The organism is Paenibacillus sp. sgz302164 (assembly GCF_056120505.1).
The window spans coordinates 22439-42894 of the sequence record NZ_JBVYOL010000040.1 but is presented as its reverse complement, the minus strand read 5'-3'; the positions used below and the strand labels follow the sequence as shown (position 1 = coordinate 42894).

Here is a 20456-nt window from a genome sequence, read left to right as displayed (position 1 = left end):
TCGAGAGAGGAGCTGCAAGCTGTTATGAAGCATCGTTACTTACCGGTTACCGAGCAGGATCAAAAGGAAATGCTGGAGACGATCGGCATCTCGTCCATCGACGAGCTGTTTCAAGATATTCCGCAGCAGGTTCGCTACAAAGGAGAGCTGAACGTCTCCGCCGCGCTCGACGAGCAAAGCCTGCTGCGCTACATGCGCTCCCTGGCGGGCCGCAACGCGGACTTCGACCGCTACGCCAGCTTCCTTGGCGCAGGCATCTACGATCACCATCTTCCGGTGGTGATCAATCACGTTATTTCGCGCTCGGAGTTCTACACGGCGTACACGCCTTATCAGCCGGAAATCAGCCAGGGCGAGCTGCAGGCGATTTTCGAGTTTCAATCGTACATCTGCGAGCTGACCGGCATGGCCGTAGCGAACGCTTCGATGTACGACGGCGCGACGGCGCTGGCCGAAGCCGGCGCCCTGGCGAGCGGCGCGACGAAGCGCAGCCGTCTGCTCATCTCGCGTGCGGTGCACCCGGAGGCGCGCGCGATTGTTGCCGCCTCCGCCCGCGGGCTGAGCCTGGAAGTGGTCGAGATCGGCTGCACGCCCGAAGGCGTGACCGATCTGCACGACCTCGCTTCCAGGCTGGGCGGCGACACCGCCGCGGTCATCCTCCAATCGCCGAATTTTTTCGGCTGTTTGGAGGATATCGCGGCAGTGGAGCCGCTCGCGCACGGCGCGGGCGCACTGCTCGTCGTGAGCGCGAATCCGCTCACGCTCGGGCTGCTTGAGGCGCCGGGCAAGCTCGGCGCCGACATCGTCGTCGGCGACTGCCAGCCGCTGGGCATCGCCGCTTCGCTCGGCGGGCCGACATGCGGCTACTTCGCCGTCGCCGAAAGCTGGATGCGCCGCATGCCCGGGCGCATCGTCGGGCAAACCGTAGACCGCGCCGGCAAGCGCGGGTTCGTGCTGACGCTGCAGGCGCGGGAGCAGCACATCCGGCGCGAGAAAGCGACGTCGAACATCTGCTCCAACCAGGCGCTGCTCGCGCTTTGCGCATCCGTGTACTTGTCCGCGATGGGCAAGCAGGGCATCCGGGACGTCGGCAAGCTGAACGTCCAAAAAGCCCACTACGCGGCGAACCGCCTCACCGCGTCAGGCAAGCTAAAGCTGCCCTTCGGCGGCAGCTTTTTCAACGAATTCGCCGTCAAACTGCCTGACGGCGCGAACGTGCAGGAGCTGAACGCCAAGCTCTTGCAGCATCAGATCATCGGCGGCTACGATCTCGGACGCGACTACCCCGAGCTTGCCGGCCATATGCTGATCGCCGTCACGGAGCAAAGAACGCGCGAAGATATCGACAACTTCGCCGCAGTATTGGAGGAGCTTGCATGAACGATCTGAAATCGCTGATCTTTGAAATGAGCCACCCGGGCCGCGTCGCCTACGCCTTGCCGGAATGCGACGTGCCGGAAGCCGACCTCGACACCCTGCTTCCGCGGCAATTTCAGCGCCGGAGCCCCGCAGAGCTGCCGGAAGTATACGAAGTGGACGTCATCCGCCACTATACCGCACTGTCGCGCCGCAATTTCGGCATCGACAACGGCTTTTATCCGCTCGGTTCCTGCACGATGAAATATAACCCGAAAATCAACGAAGACGTCGCCCGCTTTCCCGGCTTCGCCAAAATCCATCCTTACCAGCCGGAGGAATCGCTGCAAGGCGCAATGGAGCTGCTCTACAACTTGCAGCGCGATCTCGAAGCGGTCACGGGCATGGACCGGGTGACGCTGCAGCCCGCCGCCGGAGCTCACGGCGAATGGACCGGCCTCATGATGATCCGCGCTTATCATGAATCCCGCGGCGAGCGCCGGACGAAAGTCATTTGCCCGGACTCCGCGCACGGCACGAATCCCGCCAGCGCTACCGTAGCGGGTTTCGAAACGGTGACGATCAAATCGAACGAACGCGGCCTGGTGAACCTCGACGAGCTGCGCCGTGCAGTCGGTCCGGACACTGCCGCATTGATGCTGACCAACCCGAACACGCTCGGCCTGTTCGAGGAGCAGATCGTCGAAATCGCCGAAATCGTTCATGCCGCAGGAGGGCTGCTGTACTATGACGGCGCAAACGCCAACGCGATTATGGGCATTACGCGTCCCGGCGATATGGGCTTCGACGTCGTGCACCTCAACCTGCACAAAACGATGAGCACCCCGCACGGCGGCGGCGGCCCCGGCGCAGGTCCGGTCGGCGTCAAGGAAAAGCTGATCCCCTTCCTCCCGACGCCGCTCGTCGCGAAGCGCGAAGACGGCAGCTTTTATTTCGACCATCATTACCCGCAATCCATCGGCCGCGTAAAAGGCTACTACGGCAACTTCGGCATCCTCGTCCGCGCCTATACCTACATCCGTACGCTCGGTCCCGAGGGCTTGCGCAAAGTGTCCGAATACGCCGTGCTGAACGCCAACTATATGCTGGCCAGACTTGCTCCGCACTTCGATGTGCCGCACCCGCGCTTTTGCAAGCATGAGTTCGTCCTGTCCGGCAACCGCCAAAAAAAGTTCGGCGTCCGCACGCTCGATATGGCCAAACGGCTGCTTGATTTCGGCTACCATCCGCCGACCATCTATTTTCCGCTTAATGTCGAGGAATGCATCATGATCGAGCCGACGGAGACGGAAAGCAAAGAAACGCTCGATCAATTCATCGACGCGATGATCACGATCGCCAAGGAAGCGGAGGAAAATCCGGAACTTGTCAAAAACGCGCCGTACACGACGATCGTCAGCCGCCTGGACGAAGCGCTTGCCGCGCGCAAGCCGGTGCTGAACTGCAGCTGCGGATAGGCCTGGGCGCTTGATTTAACCCTAATGCATACTCTCCAGGCGAGTTGCGAGGCTGCACGGCAGGAACATCAGGCGGATCGGCTTGGCAGGGCCTGGAAAAAATACTGCGAAATCAGGCTGCCCAGAACCCCCGTGACGGAGCCGGTCTAGCTTAGTGGCGCTAAGAAAGCCTGCAAAAGTACAGCATTTTTGCCTGTTGATATGCCAGCAGCGAAACATTCCTGCAATTGTACAGGTTTTTCGCCGGGAATATGAATTCAGGTTCCTTTGTTGCGAAAATTCCTGCACAATCGCAGGTTTTATGCCAAAATGTTCCATTGCCATAAGAAAAACCTGCACTTTCGCATCTTTTCTCCCTTTTAAGCGAGTCCACAGCTCATGCCGGGTGTGGCGCGCGCAGCAAAAGATTTAGCATTCTGCGCAAAGAAAACCTGCAAAAAAAACGGTTCTTCGCATCATTGGCGAAAGAACCGTTTTTTCGTTTGCCTCGAACCGCTAGATGCTGTAAAAGTGTGCAGCCGTACCTCCCAATATGGCATCCTGCTCCGCCTTGGAGTATCGTTTCAGCGTTTGCAGCGTTTCCTCCCATACCTTTTTGTAACCACCCGCCAGATTGGCGATCGGCCAATCGCTTCCAAACATCAACCTGCTTGCGCCAAAAGTTGCAACCGCAGCATCCACATAAGGCCGAATGTCGGCAGAGCTCCAGTTCCCCCAGTCGCAAGCCGTGTTCAGGCCCGATATTTTGGCGTACACTCGCGGGTATTGCGCTGCGGGCCGGAGCTGGGAAGCCCATGGCTCCATGATCCCGGAGAGAATGGGCGGCTTCGCCAAATGATCGATCGCGATGCGTAAGTCCGGGACTTTCTCCGCCAGTGTAGGCACATGCTTCAAGTGATTCGGAAACACGGCAACCACATCGAAGGTCAGATCAAAAGATGACAGCACTTTCAACCCTTCAATAACCCGATCCCGAATCACCCAATCCGGGTCCGTTTCGTTGTGAATCAAATGGCGGACTCCTTTGAATAAAGGGTTTTTCTTGTATGCTTCCAGCCTCCTGCCCGCTTCATCCGGCTGATCAAGCGGAACCCAGCCAACGATACCGGCGATCCAGTCCGCTGCACCTGCTTGTTCCAGCATGTATGCGGTATCCCACTCATAATCTCCCGACTGTACAAGTATAGTCTTGTCGATGCCCGCCTCGTCTAGCAGAGGCTTCAATTCCGGCGGCTCGAAGTTGCGGTATAACAGCCCGTCATCCTCCGAAAGCCAGCTGTACCGATTCTCGATCGTCCAAAAGTGTTGATGAGCGTCAATTCGCATGTTGTCGTTCCCTTCTGCCCTTAACAGCGCAGCAAAATCTTCATTGCACAGCCTCCGCTATTCATAAGCGCAAGCCCTGATTCCAGCATTTCCAGCGGCAGCACTTCAGTGATCAAGGACTGGATCGGCAAGACGCCCTGAGCAGCCAGACCAATTGCTTGCTCGAAATCTTCCTTCTCATAAACCCTCGCTCCGTTCAGCTTCAGTTCTCTCCAGAAGAAACGGTGCAGATCGACCTGCGGCGGTTTGCTGAAAATACCAACGACTACAATGCGGCCTCTCGTACGCGGAAGCTTCGTCATCGCCGCGGCGCCGGCCTGAGAGGAGGTCACTTCAAAGACAACATCGCAGCCCGCCCCTCCCGTTCGCTCCGTCACATACTCGGCGATGTCCCGTTCCAGCGGATTGATCGTCTCAAATCCGAGCTTAGCCAGCAGTTCCAACCGGAACGGATTAATTTCAGAGACGAGCACGTTCGCTCCTGCTTCCCGCGCTACCATCGCAATCAAAGCGCCGATAGGCCCGCCTCCAATCACAACGGCGTATTCGCCCTGCTTGACCTCGCCGATACGCACATCATGACAAGCCACTGCAAGCGGCTCGATCAGCGCGGCATGCTCCAAGGGCAGCTCGGAGGGCAGCGGCAGCACGGTAAAGGACGGCACGGTCCAGTACGTCTGGAACGCTCCCGGAGTCTCGATGCCCAAAAAATTCAGCTTGTGGCAAATATGGCTGTGACCCGCCAAACAAGCGGGGCATTCGCCGCACGGATGCAGCGGCAGCACCGTCACCCTGTCTCCGACAGCTACATGCTCGACGCCTTCACCGACCTTTTCCACCACTCCGGACATTTCATGCCCCATAATTTGCGGAAAGGCGACGCGCTGATCCATATGTCCAAGATAAATGTGCAGGTCCGTTCCGCAAATGCCCGCGTAGGACACACGAATCTGCACTTCTCCGGCTTTCGGCGGCACTGCTTCTGATTCATCGACGCGCAGTGAACGGTTCCCTTCATAATAGACAGCCTTCATCGCGATACTCCTCTTTTCTCGTTCATCGTATCAAAGCAGTCAAAGTCTGTTACGCTTCAAAGGTTTCCCTAAACCAATCCACCATCCATTGGCATACTTCCCATAAATCGGTCACCGGCTGTCCGCTAAACGGCAGTGTGTGCATGTAACCCGGAGGGCCGAATTCCGGCGTGCAGGTCAAAGACTTGCTCCCGCGAAGCCGATGACAGCGGTGCACCTGCTCCCAGAAGCTGCGGTGAATTTGCAGCTCCTTGGCATATTCGGGCGCGCCGGGATGAGGAACCTGCGGCCCTTGCGGATAACCTACGCGCCCATGCAGATGGATCGTCCGCTCGGCGGCAAGCCGCAGCGCCTCCTGCTGGTCCTCCAGCCAGGATTCGCAAACGCACAGCCAATGGCTGATGTCGGCCGTAATTCTCAGCTCCGGATAGGCCTCTAGAAGCTTGGCTGTATGCCATGGCGTGAACATGGCGCGGCCGCGATGCGTCTCATGCGCAATGGCAATCCCTGCCTCTTGCTCTACCGCCAGGGCATTTTCAAAAAAACGGCGCTGCTGTTCCCATGGCATAGAATCTTTAGCCGATTGCGCATTGATAAGAATCGGGCCGTATTGAGCGGCCCGCCCTACTTCCTCGCGAAACGAATCGCTATGCGGTTCCGAAGAAAAAATTTGTGCGATAAAATCGAACTTGTATTCGGCCAGCAGTTGCTGAAACCGCGCAGGGTTACTTATCATAAATAACGGGGATTCCACTCCCGTATATCCCCCTGCCGCGATTTTCTCGAACATTTGCTCCACACTTCCCGTCATTCCCCACAATGATTTATACAGTTTCAGTTCCACTGTATACCCCCAGACTTTCGGCACGCATCCTCACTTGAACACGATCTGTTTTAAGGACAACCCGGTTTGCGTAAAATATTCCTTAACGGGGCCCACCGTAATATCGCGAATCGTCTCCAAATCCTCATCGAACATCTCCGGTGTCCATTTCCGGCCGAAAGCCGCATGATTGACTTCGTCAGCCCAATCGTAATCCTGGAACTGCGCCATCAACGGGTGCTTCGCCGTATTTTTGCAGAATTCAAATTCCGCCACTTTGCCCGGACGCTTCATTTGCGCATCCTCAATTCCGATGGATAGCCATGCATAGCGCATTTCCACCATCTTCGGCACGATCAAATCGTAATCGCCGGCAAATTGCGGACGGCTCCGCCAATCGTGATTTTCCGCTTCCAGAGCGGCTTGACCGAACATGCAATGTCTGGCTTCATCCCACAGATGGCGCGCTAAATCGCGGTAAAATTCCCACGGCATATTTTTTTGCAAATAAATGACGCTTGCAATCAATTCGCAGGCAACCATCTCTTCCTGCCGCACCCGCATCATATCCACCAGCAGTTGTTCGTCCGGGTTCTCAAAAGCGATGCCCATGCTTGCGCGTTGGTTCACAGTCGGTCCCATAGTCGAATCGCGAACAATGTTCGTTACCATCGTATACGGCTTGCCGGATCTTTGTTTGTCCGGGTATGCTTTGGATTTCTCGCCTTCCGCGTCAAAGCCTCCTCCAAGCTGCTCCAGCTGCATGAGGAAATCGACAAAACCCTGCACGTCCCTATCCGCTGTCTCCTTGCTAAGCAAATGCTCCAGAATGTCTGCTCCCCATACGACTTGCTCCTCCAGGTCCGCAATGATCTGTCTGAACATGCGAATCGTCGGTTGATCGACGATCTGCTGAGTTTCCTTCACATGCTTCCGATACATGTCCAGCAACTTGGGTTTCACAAAACCGTACAGCACCGTCGCCAGCTCCAAATCCGACTTCGCATGGATCAGCTCTTCGAAAAAAAGCTGCACAAACGGGTCGGGCGCTTTGCCCAACAAAGCGGCCGACGTTCTCATTTCGACGATCCGCTCGCGGAGCGCCGTCGCCGCTTCCGCGTCCTCGTAGAGATGGCGGCTGATTCCCTGCTTCAGCTCCCAGTCCTGCAAAGAGGGCAGCTGCGCGCATTGTGCGAACATCAGTTCCTGATGGATATAGGCATATCTAAGCAGCTTCTTCGCGTTTTCCGCAACCCCGTATTTCCCGAGTTCGTAAGGGTTTTGAATGCCTGTAAATTTGATTGCAGATTTCATATCGGTGCCTCCCGCTCTTGGCTTATACTTTGGCGTAAGCTTTCTTCTCAATTTCTTCCCAGTCAAATTTGTAGCCGATTCCCGGTTCCTTCGGCGCAGTAATGAAACCGTCCGGCTCGACTTCATAACCGAAACCAATCGGTCCGGTCCCCCAAACCAGCACCTCAAAAAACGTATTGTTCGCTATTCCGCAGGCAAGCTGAACGTTCGCCTGGTCCCCGCCGTGAATCTCCGCTTTCATATTGAAACTATCCGCCAGATGCGCGATTCTCAGCGAACCCGTAATGCCGCCTTTCAGCACAGTTCCTGTGCGAATTCGGTCGCAAGCGCCGTGAACGATGAAATCTGCCGCATTGTAATGGCAGCCGTCCGAAGTCTCAGCCGCCAGCACGGGAATCGTCAGTTCGTCGCATAGCTTTTTATAATTCCAGATGCTGAACTCGCGCATCGGTTCCTCATACCAATAATAATCCGCCTGTTCCAGCGCCTTACCTAGATAAATGGACTCTTGCAAATCGAAGCCGGCCGAGCCGTCATACATCAGGATGATATCGTCGCCAACATGCTTTCGCAGCGCTTGGCAAAGCTTCGCATCCGCTTTGGCGTCCCCCCAGGCATGAAGCTTAATCGCCTTGTAGCCCTGCTCCAAACAATGATCCGCAACTCGCAGAAATTCGTCTGTAGTTGCATAGGTAACCGTGGAGGCATAGGCCTGAACGCGATCCCGGGAGCCGCCCAGCAGCTGATACAGCGGCATGCCGGCTTTCTTCGCCGTAATGTCCCATAGAGCGACATCGGCCAAGCCCATGTAATAAATCTGAAACTCCTCGGCACGATCCAGCTCCCAAATCTCGTGCCAGAGCTGCTCCTTCAGCAGCGGATCACGCCCGATTAACAAATCCTTCAACCTGCGCTGCGCGTAGTCTACGGTCATTAGTCCGCGCTGCGCTACCGCAACGCCTTCGATTCCTTCATCGGTTATAATCCGGAGAATGCCGGTCTCGTTCAAATGAGACCCTTGAGGCAATCCCTTTCGCCAACGGAAAGGGATATCTATGTTGTTTTTGATCGCATACGCTCTTACATCTGTAATTTTCATATGGTTTGCTTCTCCCTTTTACCCGATATGAAAACCGCCATCGATCGGGATGACCGCGCCGTTAATCCAGGACGACTGCCCGCTGCACAAGTACAATACGGCATCTGCAATTTGCTGCGGCGTCCCCATGAACGGTCGCGTTTTCTCCTGCTCAGCCAGTCTTTCCGCTTCCTCGGGATTTTCTGTAAACTGACGAAACCATGAATTGATCAGTGGCGTTGCCACACCCCCCGGCATCAGGACGTTACAACGGACTCCCGCTTCCCGGAGATCCAGAGCCAAGCCTTGGGTCATATGATTCAAGGCGGCTTTGATCGTATCGTAAATCAAATTGTTCGGCTTGTTGCGGATACCGTTCACGGAACTTACATTAACCACCGCCCCCTTGTTCTCTTTAAGCCATGGAAGCGCAGCCTGAATCAGGAGGAACGGTGCCTTCAAATTAACGGCAAGCAAATCGTTCCAGTCTTCGTTCCTTATTTCTTCCATCGTTTTGTTGCACACAAGCGCCGCATTATTAATAACAAAGTCGATGCGTCCCCATTCACGGACAATGCGGCTAACCATTTGCGCGGGAGCTTGCGGATCAAGCAAATCCGCTTGCAAAAACATCGCTTCCCCGCCATGCTTGCATATATCGGCAACCATCCGCTCCCCGCGTTCGGCATCCCTTCCGTGTACAACGACCTTCACACCCTGCAGCGCCAACGTCTCGGCCACCGCTTTGCCGATACCGCTCGTAGATCCGGTAATTACAGCTATTTTTCCAGATAAATGGATGTTCATTGCTTTCGCCTCACTTGCGGGGACTCCCCCATTTGTCAAACTGCTCCTGGAGACTAAAGATGACAGGGGCGGCCTGCCAGCTTTCGGCAAAGCAGGCACCTGTTACAAAATCCCAATCACTTTCCGCATGCTCATCGATCTGCCGCTCCGCAATTATCAGTGACTCGTCGATTTCCCATACCATCACCAAGGTCAAACCGCAGCGGGTTATATCCAGACGGGTATAACCTTTATCCGCGAGCTGCCTGCGAATCGCATCCGGAATCCGCAGGTGCAACCGCTCATACTCGCTTATTTGTTCTTCTTCTAAAGAAGCAACCCAGACTCCGTTCTTCATCGTTCGACTCTCTTTCGTACCCCTTTTATTGCCCCCAAGCCGAATCTTTCGCCGCTTTGGCTTGTGCGCTTCTTCTTTTATCAATATTTTTCAATATTTCGTTGGGCGTCATTTTTCCCGTCAGCATCGCACTCATATCTTTGCCCATATCCATCCACTGCGGATTCACATATTTGACAGCCGTCTGGAAAACGGTTCCTTGCTTTTTGCCGTATGTGTCAAAGAACTCTTTCTCTTCAGGTGTAAATCTATCCTTAATGCCCGAAAAGTTTATGGCCAGGAAGCGAGGCTCATTGTCCAGGAAAAATTGCAAGTTTTCCTGCTTAGTCAAATATTGGAAGTATTGCTTGGCGGCATCGATATGCTTCGAGCCTGAATAAATAAATTTGCTTGGCGCCGCAGGAGCAACGTTCATGATTTGATTGTCGACAAGCGGGATCGGAAAGAAACCGAAGGTGCTCGCTTTTACATCCGGAAATGCTTTTTCAATCGTAGAAGCTAATCCGAGATTGTGAACGGTCATAGCGAACTTTCCGCCGGCCATATTTTTCTCCGTATCTGTAAACGTATTGGACAAATAGCTTTCGCCCATATAGCCCGATTGGGCCAGTTCGTTAAACTGGGTCAGCGCCTTTTCCATGATCGCTACATTGGCGAATTGCTCTTTGTTGCTGTTTAATTTTTCCGTTAACCCCGGGTTGGCTTCCTCGTACTTCGGTCCGATTTCCGGGAACCAGAGCACGTGATGCCAGCCGTCAGCGACCGGTTCATAAATCGGCGTTATGCCGGAATCCTTAATTTTTTGGCAGACCGCTTTGAATTCATCATAGGTTTTGGGCACGTTCAGCCCCAGCTTTTCAAAGATTTTCTTGTTGTACACCACATAAAAATCATAGCTCGGGTCCCAAATCGTCAGCGCATACACCTTGCTTTTCCAAGTAGCCTGCTGCAGGAATAACTTGTCTTCCCGGTTCACCCATTCTTCGCCGCTTAAGTCCACCGCATTTTTCTCGACATCATAACTCGGGCCCAAGTCGAATTGGCCGTCCTGCCCGCCGAAAATATCCGGGGCTTCCTTGGCATTCAATTTCGTTTTCAAAAGGTTTTGATACTGATCCGCGGGCACGATCTGGTAATCAATATGGATGCCTGTTTCCGTCTCGAACTTTTTGGCCAGCTGCATTTCGGAATCCTTGATCCAGTCTTGGCTCGCCATATAGGTTAGCGTGATTTTTTCTTTGGACTTGTTGTCCGTCTTGGTGGAAGACGAGCCGCTTGAAGCTGTGCCTGCAGCAGCGGGCGTTTCCGTTGTGCCGCTTGTTGATCCGCAGCCGGCCACAAGGCCTGCCAGCACACTGATTGATGCCAAAATCGCGAGCGTTTTTTTCATGCCGAATTTCCCCTTTTTTTGATAGTCTTTGTGAAATTGATGGCAAAATTCATTGATTTGTTTGCGCTTTCATTGTAACTTGTGTCATTTATTTTAAAAATGCACAAATCCGTTTTGTTGTTTATCCTTTTTTTACTCGGCAACAAATTTGTTTGTTAACGTTCCCAGCTTTTCAATTTCTACGCTGACAATATCCCCATCCTGGAGATAGACCTGCTTCTCCGGCGGATAACCGAGCACGACACCTTCCGGCGTCCCCGTCAAAATAAGATCGCCCGGCTCGAGCGTCATATGCTGTGAAATATAGCTCACAATTTCATCGCAGCGGAAAATCATATCCGATGTGTTCGATCGCTGCCTTACTTCCCCATTCACCAGACATTTGATTTCCAACTGATTCGGATCTCCGATTTCATCCGCCGTAACGAGATACGGTCCTGCCGGAGCAAATTTATCGCATGACTTCCCAAGCAGCCACTGCGGTGTTCTCATCTGCAGGTCTCTTGCCGACACATCGTTTACATTGCAATAGCCAAAGACGTAGTCCAGTGCTTCCTCCTTGTTCACATATTTGGCTCTTTTGCCAATAACGATGCCAAGTTCAGCCTCATAATCAACCTTTACGGATGTACGGGGCAGGGGAACGTCCTCCCCGCAAGCGGCCAGCGCATTGTTGAATTTGTTAAAAAGTATCGGATACTCTGGAATAGGGGCATTCGTCTCCTCCGCATGCTTGCGGTAGTTCAGCCCTACGCAAATGATTTTACCCGGCTCCGGCAAACAGGTTCCCCACTCAAGTGCCGCCTCTTGATACAGGCAGGGAGCGTCCGACGCTGCCGCAGCGGGATTCAACTGTTCGACATAACTCCGCAAAGCATCTATTGCCTGAACTCCCCCACCTATCAATTGCTTCATCGTTTGAGGCACTGCGCAATCCGCTTCAGCGGGAAATCGTCTTAAAGCTGCGCAAACGTCCACAACCCCCTGTTCGATTTTCACCCCTAATCGGTACTCTCCATTTTCTAGAAATGCAGCCAATCTCATTTCACTGACCTCCTGTTTTTTTGTTTACGCATTTTTACCGAATACGACGCCACCGTCAATATAAAGCGGAGAACCCATCATAAATTTGGATTCGTCTGAAGCCAGGAACAGCGCGGCTTGGGCCACATCCTCAGGCCGTCCCAATTCCCCGCTGAGCTGCCGCTTTTTAATGTTTTGTATGGATACTTCCGGGTTGTCGTAAGCCGTTTTCAAGTAATTTTCCACAAACGGAGTCATAATAGTTCCCGGTAACAGCGCATTTACTCTGATTTGATACGCTGCATAATCCACTTGCATCGATTTCGTCAAAGCCAAAACAGCCCCTTTGGTTGCCGCATAAGAGGCTCTGCGGGCGAGACCGATTTCTGCAACGCACGAGGACATGTTAATAATGCTCCCGGCACGGCGCTCCATCATATAGGGAAGCACATATTTGCACGGCAAGTACACGCCCATGATGTTGACATTCATCACCCGCTCCCAAGCATCGGGCTCCACTTCATGGAGCGCTCCCACACCGCTGATTCCCGCATTATTAAACAAGACATCAATCCTGCCAAATGCCGTCACAGCCTGTTCCGCCATCGCTCTTACGGAGCCCGGGCTTGTAACATCCGCCTGAATAAAAACAGCCTCGCTCCCGAGCGCCCTAAGTTCCCGGACAGTCTCCTCGCCTTTTACTGCGTCAATATCGTTAACAATTAATGTCGCGCCTTCTTGCGCGAAAAGAAGCGCCGAACTTTTCCCGATCCCGGAGCCGGCCCCTGTGATCAATACAATTTTGTTGGATAGACGCATAACAACCCTCCTCAAAACGGATAATAGACTAGCCTTTTACGGAACCGGCCGTCATTCCTGCAATAATATAACGCTGTCCGATCAAGTAGACGATAATAACAGGCAGACTTGTCATCACGATATCCGCACACACCAAGTTCCACTCCATCTGGTATTGCCCAAAAAAATTGTATACCGACAGCGTCATCGGCCATTGTACGGCTGTATTTAAAAAATAAAGCGGAAGCAAAAATTCGTTCCAGGAATTGAGAAACGCCAAGATGAATGCAGTCACCACCGCAGGCTTAAGCAGAGGGAAAATGATGGAATAGAACAGTCTTGCAGGGCTGCAGCCATCGATGATGCCCGATTCATCCAACTCCTTGGGGACACTTCCGACAAAGCCATACAAGATAAATACGGTGAATGGAATCTGCACGACCGCATAGAGGATAATGATACCGATTTGCGTGTTGATTAAGTGAGTCATCTGCATCACTTTGGTTAGTGTAAAATAATTCAAGGGCATGGCGATCCCCAAAATGACGAACAAATAGCAAAAGCGATTCAATCCGGTTTTGTTCCTGGCGTACACATACGCGGCCATCGCGGACAAAACAATGCACAGAACGGTTGAAACTCCGGAATAGAGCAAACTGTTCCAAAGCGATTGTCCCAGCTTGCCCTTCTCGAACACTACCAAAAAGTTTTCGAAGTGCAGGCTGTTCGGCAGTTCCAAGCCCATCGAGCTTGCCTGTACCTTGTCTTTGAGCGAATTGACGAGAATGACGACTAGCGGTGCCATCGTAACCAGGCTTAATATCCAAGCTGCCGCATTTTTCAAAACATTTTGCAACCAGCTGACCTTCATTTTGCCGCTTCCTCCTCTCTGTTCATCAGCTTAATGGCGAAGTATCCGATGACAACCATTACCAAAAAGATCAAGGTCGATAAGGCGGTGCCCACCGCATAACGCCCCATCGAGAATTCTTTGAATACCCCTGTGAACAGCACCTCCGTTGCATATCCCGGGCCGCCATTGGTGAGCACGTAAACGGTATCGAAAACTTTCATTCCATAGAGCAGATTCAATACGGTAGTGATCGTAATCGCAGGCATAAGAAGCGGGATCGTAATATGTCTGAACTTATGCCAATAGCTTGCGCCATCGATGGAAGCCGCTTCATAATACATGCTTGGAATCGTTTGCAAACCCGCCAGCAAAATGACCATGATATACCCGGAACCTTTCCAGACATCCACTCCGATAATGGACTTAAATGCCAGATGTATATCCGTCAGCCAGTGCTTTGCCAGAAAGCCAAACCCTGTTGACCGCAAAAGTTCATTCAGCAGGCCATTGTCCGGATGAAGCACCGATTTGAAAATAAGCCCTACAATCAGCATGGGCACAACAGCCGGCATAAACATAACGACTCGATGGAAATTTTTCATACGGATCCCGTGATTCAGCATCAAAGCAAGCGCAAGACCGATTGCCGTTTTCAGCAAAATGGTCGATACCGTAAAGATCAGCGTATTTTTCACGTAGAACAAGTAATTTTCATCCGCAGAAAAAATGGTTTTGAAGTTTTCCAGCCCCGCATAGTTAATATCGGAAGTATAGCTGTTCCAATCCGTAAACGAATACATGATTCCCATGAAACCGGGCAATACGAAAAGCAGCACATACAGCAGAAACGCTCCCAACGTGAAATAGAAAGGGTACATATGTTTATTCATAGCTGACAGCTCCACTCGTTTTATTTCTCTAGCCTTCATTGTCCTCATCGATGATTACGCTTTCATTATAGTTTTATATGTTTCCCTAAACCATGCACAAATCAAGCTATTCGTTTGCACATATTTTACCTGCCTAAATATTTTGACAATAGTCGACACAAACCGCAAAATAAGATGGGAGGTGCGATTATGAATTTCAGGCAGAAATCCATCCGATCCATTCTGTTTCTGACCTACTCGATGATCATCGTTATCGTATTGACCATTTCGTTCATTGCCTTTTACTCCTGGTCCTCCTACTGGCTCAAGAATAAAGCCAAAGATTCAATTGCCAGCACGTCCGCCACGGTGAACGAAAAGCTGAATGCGGAAATACAGAAGATGGATACGGTTTCTCTCAATATTTTGTATTCCAATCTGGTCAAGGAACGGTTCCTCCAGTTCACCCAAGATTCTAAAGAGTTGGGAAAGCCGTCTTACAATGCCGGTGACGCTATTACTAATTCAAAGGATTTGACCGAAATACTCGTCGCAGCCAACGGCCCTGCTTTTCCGGCGCAGCAAATTTATTTGTACGATTTCGACGGCAATATGTTCGGTTCCGGCTACGATAACCGCAAATCCGTTATTCGTCTGGCAGATAAACCGTGGTATCAGGAAGTGCTGAAAAATGAAAAAGGAAAAGTGATCACCATTCCGGAAAAGGATGAAGAATTAGCTCAATTTCTTTCTTCCCAGGATGACGCCAGCTCCATTTCGTTATTAAGGGTTTTCTTCGACAAGTACAATACGCCGGAAGGAATAGCCGAGGTCAAACAATCCGTAAGCAATGCGTTTAAATCGGTAAGCAATCAGATCGCACAAACGGACGGGAGCGAGAAATTGATCGTTTACGACGATCAGGGAAATTTAATTTATCCGATTCACGCGAACAGTCAGAATTTAAACGAGTATATTCGTCATTTTCTGAGCCATTCAGATATATCCGACGGCTACATCATGAATCCGCAAACAAAAAACCGGGAATTGTACACGCTGAATCATTCCGACTACACGGGTTGGAATACAGCCGTCATCATTTCCGAAAAAAAACTTTTAGCACCTTTGACAGCGTTTACAAGAGCTTTTTTGCTGCTGAGCTTAATTATTCTGACATTGGCCATTTTCCTGTCTTATCTGGCGGCCAGGAGAATCACGAAGCCGATTGCTTCCATGCATGCAGCCATCAAGTCTACCAATCTCGAAACGATATCTTCCAACTCCCAATTGCAGCTGAACAGCGGGTTTAACGAACTGGATCGTTTGAAGCTTGCGTTTATTAAAATGAGCGAGCGGCTGAAACTGTCTATGGACCAGGTACTGTTATCTCAATCTCAAGAGCTGCAGGCCCGAATGCTGGCGCTGCAATCCCAGATGAACCCGCACTTTCTCTATAATACGCTGGCTACCATTAGCGTTATGGCAGAAGAGCATATGAACGAACAAATTGTGGGCATGATTGAAAACTTGTCCGACATGCTTCGTTACATTTCTTCCGACGATTCCAATCTGGTTGCAATGGATACCGAACTATCCTATACCGAAAAATATCTTCAATGTATAAAATATCGCTATGGAGGCAGTCTGCACTACGAATTCGAGATAGATGACAAGCTGCGGGATATCCATGTCCCCAAACTGATCATCCAGCCTCTTGTAGAAAATGCATTAAAATACAGCACAAAATTGTCCCCGCCCTGGCATATACACATACAAGGCTATGCGGATTCTTCCAGGTGGATAGTCAGCGTAAGGGATAAGGGTCCGGGGTTTTCATCGGAGGTTCTTGAGGAAGTGAACGCAAAAGTAAGCCATATTGAGCAAACGGGGCTAGTTCCGAATCTGCAGCTCGATGGAATGGGTCTCATGAACATATATATTCGTTTAAAAATGAGCTACGGACCGCAAATGGTATTTGAGATCGCCAATCTGCCTGAAGGCGGCGCTCAAGTTACCATAGGCGGAAATCTATAAAGGATGTAAGGAGGTGTATGCAATTCATGGGTACCATTAGAGTCGTTATAGCGGAGGATGAGCAGCTAATTTTGCATAATCTCGTAAAAAAGGTGCAGCAGATCGATCCTATATTCGAAGTATGCGGTACCGCACAGGATGGGGCGGCAGCCCTGCATTTGCTGGAAGATTCAAGCCCTGACCTGCTGATCACCGATATTCAAATGCCGGTCATGAACGGGTTAGAGCTTTTAAAACAAACGTCTCTGCTCTTTCCCCACGTTAAAAAAATCGTATTGAGCGGCTATGACGAATTCGAGTACGCCAGACAGGCGCTCCGGTACGAGACTGCAGACTACTTGTTAAAGCCCGTTAAACAGACTGAACTGGAGCAAGCGTTGGGCAGAATCAAAATGCAGTTGGATAAAGAGAGGAACCAAGCCAAGGTTCATAAACTCTCCATCCCGGAGAACCGCACTTACTCTCCCGAACAGATCGTTGACATGATTCAGCTCTTTATCAAAAATAACTACCGGCAAGAACTGACATTAGAGCAAATTTCCAAGCAATTTAATTTTAATGCTTCCTATCTGACGAAGTTATTTATCAAGCATACAGGCGAGCCGCCTTCCAAATATTTGATAACGCTTCGCATCAATGAAGCGCGGCACTTATTGAAAAACCAAAAAGAACTGTCTGTCAAAGAGATCGGGGAACGGGTCGGTTATCCGAATCCGTATTATTTCAGCCGAATTTTCAAACAGGTTGCCGGAGTTACGCCTAGTGAATTTCGGCTTCAGTAAGCGTCTTGGCCGGCAGCGCCGTCAAACGTACGGGGCTTTCCCGCATCGAACTACATCGATGGGAAAGCCCCGATTGTTATGGCATAGACAAGCAAGCAAGTAAGGATACTCTACTCATCAGGCTGTTGAAAAACCCCTGTGTCAGTGGCGATAACCACAATCTGCCTGGCAGCACGAAGAAAACCTGCAAAATTACATGAATTTGCGTCCTTGATCGCTGGCCTTGAAGAATTCCTGCAATTGTACAGGCTTTTCAGCGGGAACATGGGCTCAAGTTCACTTTCAGCGAAAATTCCTGCACTTTTGCAGGCTTTTCGCCAAAATAAGCCAGTTGCGGAGGAAAAACCTGCACTTTCGCAGGTTTTCTCTCTATCGATTCACCTAATCCCCCTTTGCTGAGAAGGCTGCAACCTGCAAGGGAGAAGCGCGCGCTAAGAAAGAGCGGCTTCGCCAAACATTAGGCTCCCCTTTTGATTCTCCTACCGCCGCAAACTTCCTCAACAGACAAGTCCATAGGCATTTTGGAGCGGTATTCCCTGCCCCCATCGTTTAAACTTACAATCTCAAAGTTGTTTTTGAGGAAAAGACTTAAATATCAAGTGTTTTTTACAATAACAACAAAGCCTCAATAAATCCTTAAAATAAACAATCTATGAAAATATTATATATTAATAGGTATATTTTCCTGATTTTCTATTCTAGTCAATTTGTATGATGAAATTTACAATTTTTGTGGTAATATTTTACTTGTTAATTAATACCATATATTATATTTATTTAGGAGGATTCTACGCCGTGAATCTAAAAACCATCACAGTAGCATTAGCAACAGTTTCCATGCTGGCATTCGGTACAAACTCCGCACTTGCTGCAAACAGTATTATTTATGAAAAATTAAACGACCAGAATAACAGTTTTAGCACTCCGGAACCGTTTCTTGCAGGAGACGTGACAGGTACTACAAATCCTTACACCTTCACCAAATTGGGTACATTAAGCAGCCCAACCGACCATGATTGGTACTCTCTCGAATTCCCTTCTTCTATTTATTTCCCAGGAATAACTGCAACAATAACACTAGTCATGCCGGCTGGCGGACAGGCGTACAATTGGGGAATCACTGATGAATGGGGCGGTTTTGTTTCTAAGGAATGGCTTGTTGATAACAATTCCATATCGCAGGTTCAAATTCATCCTCAGCCCAACACCAAGTACAAAATACATATTTATACGTCTCAAAATACTGTTAGTCCAAACTACTATCAATTATCAGTTAACTAAAATGAGTTGATTTGGGAAAAACACCGCCCCGGGCCGGCCCTCTTGAGCAGAGAGGCAGGTCCGAAGCGGTGTTTTCTACTTATTTACCTCGTACAAATAAAACACAAAATCGCTCGAAGCCCCGGCGTGTCCCGCTTGGCGGAGCATCGACGAAATGTTGCCGCGGTGGTACGTCCCGTGGTTGACGATATGGTGGATGAGTTCGTCGATGCTGGCGCGGAGCACGCCGTACGTCGGATGCGGGAACTCCTTGACCGCCAGCAAATCTGCCTCGTTTGCCAAAAAATCTTTATACTCCGCAGCCAGTACATCGTATGTGGCGTCGAGTTCTTCCAGCGTTTTGCCGCTCGTTCTTTCGCTGACTCCTTCAAGCAGCGCTACGACCTGCTCGTAGCTGCAGCCTTTCATTCCGGCCAGCCAGACGGAATCCGTTCGGTAGATTTTCATATTTACATCATAGCCAGTCTTCACTGACAACTGCAGTCAGTCAAGATAACGGGCCCGGTAAAAATCAAGAAGGCTGCCGGTGACTTCGACCAGCGCTTTTTTGAGACTGTCGGGCTCCATAACCCGGATCGTCCCTCCATAACTAAGCAGAAGATACGGAAGATGCCCGTCCATCGCCCTGGTTTCAATCATAAAATATGCCTCTGTCCGGGTACGCTTGACGATGGCGGCTCCCAGATACCAATGTCCGCACAAATCGTCGATGGCCTGCTCCTTGCCCTGAATCACTAGCTGCATGAGCTCTTCCGGCCGATCCGATGGCGGCAGCAGGTTGGACAGAAAGAACTGTCTGGCCGAAAATTCCGCCGGGCGCTCAAAGCGTTCGCCGGTCAAGCTCAAGCTGCGGATGCGGTCGACGCGAAAGCTGCGGATTTCACCGCGGAGCCGGCACTGGCCGACGACGTACCATTTGTTTTTCCAGTTGACGAGGCCGTAGGGGTTCAGTTCGCGCTTTTGGGTCGTGCTCCCGTATCCTTTTTGATAGTCCAAAACAAGGCTGCGGCTGTCGGCTGCGGCGCCTTCCAGGTCTCTCAGCATGGAAACCTCGGACGCATCCGCTTGCGGGCTGATCACATCGAAGCCCAGCTCGTGGCGGCGGATTGCGTGCTGCTGTTCCTGGTTCGTGTACAGCTTTAATTTCGCAATGGCCCTCTCCAACTGCTCGCCAAACGGGTACCCGGCTTCCTGGGCGAATTGCGCGGCATGGGTCAGCGCTTTTTGCTCTTCCAGGTCAAAAACGAGCGGGGAATCGGCGAACGGCCCCGACAAGCTGTAGCCGCCATGATGGCCGGAATCCGATATGATCGGAACCCCGCTGGCGCACAATGCGTCAATATAGCGGTAAACGGTGCGAACGTTGATCTCGAGCTTGTCCGCCAGCTGCTTGGCGGTGACCCGTTTGCCTGATTTTAACATCCACAAAATCGACAGCATATAATCGGCCTTGGACATCGGGCGTATGCTCCTTTTCCGACAGGATTGCCTGTTATTCCGAATCAAGCTACAATGAAAAGCAAAAAGGAGCTGCTTGCAAAATGGTTTCCGCCCTCTTGTTATTTATTGTCGCAGGTCTCGCCGAAATCGGCGGGGGTTACCTCATCTGGCTGTGGCTCCGGGAGTCCAAGCCTTACGGGTACGGCATCCTTGGAGGAGTCATATTGATCCTTTACGGCATTATCCCGACTTTGCAGAGCTTCCCGTCTTTCGGGCGCGTATATGCGGCTTATGGCGGCATTTTTGTCGTGCTGGCGGTTCTGTGGGGCTGGTGGGTCGATAAAAAAATGCCTGACCTCTACGACTGGATCGGGGCCGGGATATGCCTTGTCGGCGTTTCGGTCATGCTGTGGGCGCCCAGAGGGTAAACAAG

General features: G+C 51.2%; 21 protein-coding genes. 6 read left to right on the top strand and 15 right to left on the bottom strand.

The window, feature by feature from the left end; all coding sequences use genetic code 11:
• Positions 1–24 precede the first annotated feature (24 nt).
• Together gcvPA and gcvPB are read left to right on the top strand one after the other, a co-directional pair.
• Positions 25–1380, top strand: a complete 1356-nt coding sequence (gene gcvPA / locus AC0LWT_RS36210; protein ID WP_474686674.1) for an aminomethyl-transferring glycine dehydrogenase subunit GcvPA — start codon at positions 25–27, stop codon at positions 1378–1380.
• Positions 1377–2834, top strand: coding sequence for an aminomethyl-transferring glycine dehydrogenase subunit GcvPB (gcvPB, locus tag AC0LWT_RS36205; protein WP_474686673.1), 1458 nt, complete (start codon positions 1377–1379; stop codon positions 2832–2834). The genes gcvPA and gcvPB overlap by 4 nt, the downstream gene beginning before the upstream one ends.
• A 495-nt stretch (positions 2835–3329) precedes the next feature.
• On the opposite strand, the gene AC0LWT_RS36200 is transcribed toward gcvPB, so the two are convergent.
• The 12 genes from AC0LWT_RS36200 to AC0LWT_RS36145 all read right to left on the bottom strand — a co-directional run bounded on the left by AC0LWT_RS36200 (position 3330) and on the right by AC0LWT_RS36145 (position 14507).
• The gene (locus AC0LWT_RS36200) at positions 3330–4160 is read right to left on the bottom strand and encodes an amidohydrolase family protein (protein ID WP_474686672.1); all 831 of its coding nucleotides are present in this window, start codon (positions 4158–4160) and stop codon (positions 3330–3332) included.
• A gap of 20 nt (positions 4161–4180) precedes the next feature.
• Entirely contained in the window at positions 4181–5194 is a 1014-nt protein-coding gene (locus AC0LWT_RS36195) for a zinc-dependent alcohol dehydrogenase (protein WP_474686671.1), read from the bottom strand.
• Between the two features lie 49 nt (positions 5195–5243).
• A complete protein-coding gene (locus AC0LWT_RS36190) occupies positions 5244–6038 on the bottom strand; it encodes a sugar phosphate isomerase/epimerase family protein (protein WP_474686670.1) in 795 nt (264 codons plus the stop codon).
• A gap of 30 nt (positions 6039–6068) precedes the next feature.
• A complete protein-coding gene (locus AC0LWT_RS36185; RefSeq protein WP_474686669.1) occupies positions 6069–7331 on the bottom strand; it encodes a hypothetical protein in 1263 nt (420 codons plus the stop codon).
• A gap of 22 nt (positions 7332–7353) precedes the next feature.
• Positions 7354–8430, bottom strand: a complete 1077-nt coding sequence (locus AC0LWT_RS36180; RefSeq protein WP_474686668.1) for an enolase C-terminal domain-like protein — start codon at positions 8428–8430, stop codon at positions 7354–7356.
• Between the two features lie 18 nt (positions 8431–8448).
• The gene (locus tag AC0LWT_RS36175; RefSeq protein WP_474686667.1) at positions 8449–9216 is read right to left on the bottom strand and encodes an SDR family NAD(P)-dependent oxidoreductase; all 768 of its coding nucleotides are present in this window, start codon (positions 9214–9216) and stop codon (positions 8449–8451) included.
• Between the two features lie 10 nt (positions 9217–9226).
• Positions 9227–9553 (bottom strand): L-rhamnose mutarotase, encoded by a 327-nt coding sequence (locus tag AC0LWT_RS36170; protein WP_474686666.1) that lies wholly within the window; start codon positions 9551–9553, stop codon positions 9227–9229.
• 25 nt (positions 9554–9578) lie between these two features.
• Positions 9579–10943 carry an ABC transporter substrate-binding protein gene (locus AC0LWT_RS36165; RefSeq protein ID WP_474686665.1) on the bottom strand — a complete coding sequence of 455 codons (1365 nt, stop codon included), beginning with the start codon at positions 10941–10943 and terminating at the stop codon, positions 9579–9581.
• Positions 10944–11075: 132 nt separating this feature from the next.
• On the bottom strand, positions 11076–11987 hold the full coding sequence (locus AC0LWT_RS36160; protein WP_474686664.1) for a fumarylacetoacetate hydrolase family protein: 912 nt from the start codon (positions 11985–11987) through the stop codon (positions 11076–11078).
• 24 nt (positions 11988–12011) lie between these two features.
• Positions 12012–12785 carry an SDR family NAD(P)-dependent oxidoreductase gene (locus tag AC0LWT_RS36155; RefSeq protein WP_474686663.1) on the bottom strand — a complete coding sequence of 258 codons (774 nt, stop codon included), beginning with the start codon at positions 12783–12785 and terminating at the stop codon, positions 12012–12014.
• Positions 12786–12813: 28 nt separating this feature from the next.
• Positions 12814–13635, bottom strand: a complete 822-nt coding sequence (locus AC0LWT_RS36150) for a carbohydrate ABC transporter permease (protein WP_474686662.1) — start codon at positions 13633–13635, stop codon at positions 12814–12816.
• Entirely contained in the window at positions 13632–14507 is an 876-nt protein-coding gene (locus AC0LWT_RS36145; RefSeq protein WP_474686661.1) for a carbohydrate ABC transporter permease, read from the bottom strand. The genes AC0LWT_RS36150 and AC0LWT_RS36145 overlap by 4 nt, the downstream gene beginning before the upstream one ends.
• Positions 14508–14696: 189 nt before the next feature.
• On the opposite strand from AC0LWT_RS36145, the gene AC0LWT_RS36140 reads away from it, so the two are divergent.
• Positions 14697–16520 (top strand): cache domain-containing sensor histidine kinase, encoded by a 1824-nt coding sequence (locus AC0LWT_RS36140; RefSeq protein ID WP_474686660.1) that lies wholly within the window; start codon positions 14697–14699, stop codon positions 16518–16520.
• Between the two features lie 26 nt (positions 16521–16546).
• Entirely contained in the window at positions 16547–17302 is a 756-nt protein-coding gene (locus tag AC0LWT_RS36135) for a response regulator transcription factor (RefSeq protein ID WP_474686659.1), read from the top strand.
• Between the two features lie 253 nt (positions 17303–17555).
• Here AC0LWT_RS36135 and AC0LWT_RS36130 read toward each other — a convergent pair whose 3' ends face one another.
• Entirely contained in the window at positions 17556–17756 is a 201-nt protein-coding gene (locus AC0LWT_RS36130; protein WP_474686658.1) for a hypothetical protein, read from the bottom strand.
• A 341-nt stretch (positions 17757–18097) separates the two neighbouring features.
• Here AC0LWT_RS36130 and AC0LWT_RS36125 point away from each other — a divergent pair, with 341 nt between their 5' ends.
• Positions 18098–18583 carry a hypothetical protein gene (locus tag AC0LWT_RS36125; RefSeq protein ID WP_474686657.1) on the top strand — a complete coding sequence of 162 codons (486 nt, stop codon included), beginning with the start codon at positions 18098–18100 and terminating at the stop codon, positions 18581–18583.
• 75 nt (positions 18584–18658) lie between these two features.
• Here AC0LWT_RS36125 and AC0LWT_RS36120 read toward each other — a convergent pair whose 3' ends face one another.
• Both AC0LWT_RS36120 and AC0LWT_RS36115 read right to left on the bottom strand, forming a co-directional pair.
• On the bottom strand, positions 18659–19030 hold the full coding sequence (locus AC0LWT_RS36120; RefSeq protein WP_474686656.1) for a DinB family protein: 372 nt from the start codon (positions 19028–19030) through the stop codon (positions 18659–18661).
• Positions 19031–19066: 36 nt separating this feature from the next.
• On the bottom strand, positions 19067–20041 hold the full coding sequence (locus tag AC0LWT_RS36115; RefSeq protein WP_474686655.1) for a helix-turn-helix transcriptional regulator: 975 nt from the start codon (positions 20039–20041) through the stop codon (positions 19067–19069).
• 83 nt (positions 20042–20124) lie between these two features.
• Here AC0LWT_RS36115 and AC0LWT_RS36110 point away from each other — a divergent pair, with 83 nt between their 5' ends.
• Positions 20125–20451: a YnfA family protein gene (locus AC0LWT_RS36110; protein ID WP_474686654.1), complete on the top strand. Its 327-nt coding sequence runs from the start codon at positions 20125–20127 to the stop codon at positions 20449–20451.
• Positions 20452–20456 lie beyond the last annotated feature (5 nt).

Coding starts and splice junctions, on each gene's coding strand:
- gcvPA (WP_474686674.1), top strand. CDS start 25: ATGAAGCATCGTTACTTACCGGTTACCGAGCAGGATCAAAAGGAAATG.
- gcvPB (WP_474686673.1), top strand. CDS start 1,377: ATGAACGATCTGAAATCGCTGATCTTTGAAATGAGCCACCCGGGCCGC.
- AC0LWT_RS36200 (WP_474686672.1), bottom strand. CDS start 4,160: ATGCGAATTGACGCTCATCAACACTTTTGGACGATCGAGAATCGGTAC.
- AC0LWT_RS36195 (WP_474686671.1), bottom strand. CDS start 5,194: ATGAAGGCTGTCTATTATGAAGGGAACCGTTCACTGCGCGTCGATGAA.
- AC0LWT_RS36185 (WP_474686669.1), bottom strand. CDS start 7,331: ATGAAATCTGCAATCAAATTTACAGGCATTCAAAACCCTTACGAACTC.
- AC0LWT_RS36180 (WP_474686668.1), bottom strand. CDS start 8,430: ATGAAAATTACAGATGTAAGAGCGTATGCGATCAAAAACAACATAGAT.
- AC0LWT_RS36175 (WP_474686667.1), bottom strand. CDS start 9,216: ATGAACATCCATTTATCTGGAAAAATAGCTGTAATTACCGGATCTACG.
- AC0LWT_RS36170 (WP_474686666.1), bottom strand. CDS start 9,553: ATGAAGAACGGAGTCTGGGTTGCTTCTTTAGAAGAAGAACAAATAAGC.
- AC0LWT_RS36165 (WP_474686665.1), bottom strand. CDS start 10,943: ATGAAAAAAACGCTCGCGATTTTGGCATCAATCAGTGTGCTGGCAGGC.
- AC0LWT_RS36160 (WP_474686664.1), bottom strand. CDS start 11,987: ATGAGATTGGCTGCATTTCTAGAAAATGGAGAGTACCGATTAGGGGTG.
- AC0LWT_RS36155 (WP_474686663.1), bottom strand. CDS start 12,785: ATGCGTCTATCCAACAAAATTGTATTGATCACAGGGGCCGGCTCCGGG.
- AC0LWT_RS36150 (WP_474686662.1), bottom strand. CDS start 13,635: ATGAAGGTCAGCTGGTTGCAAAATGTTTTGAAAAATGCGGCAGCTTGG.
- AC0LWT_RS36145 (WP_474686661.1), bottom strand. CDS start 14,507: ATGAATAAACATATGTACCCTTTCTATTTCACGTTGGGAGCGTTTCTG.
- AC0LWT_RS36140 (WP_474686660.1), top strand. CDS start 14,697: ATGAATTTCAGGCAGAAATCCATCCGATCCATTCTGTTTCTGACCTAC.
- AC0LWT_RS36135 (WP_474686659.1), top strand. CDS start 16,547: ATGGGTACCATTAGAGTCGTTATAGCGGAGGATGAGCAGCTAATTTTG.
- AC0LWT_RS36120 (WP_474686656.1), bottom strand. CDS start 19,030: ATGAAAATCTACCGAACGGATTCCGTCTGGCTGGCCGGAATGAAAGGC.
- AC0LWT_RS36115 (WP_474686655.1), bottom strand. CDS start 20,041: ATGTCCAAGGCCGATTATATGCTGTCGATTTTGTGGATGTTAAAATCA.
- AC0LWT_RS36110 (WP_474686654.1), top strand. CDS start 20,125: ATGGTTTCCGCCCTCTTGTTATTTATTGTCGCAGGTCTCGCCGAAATC.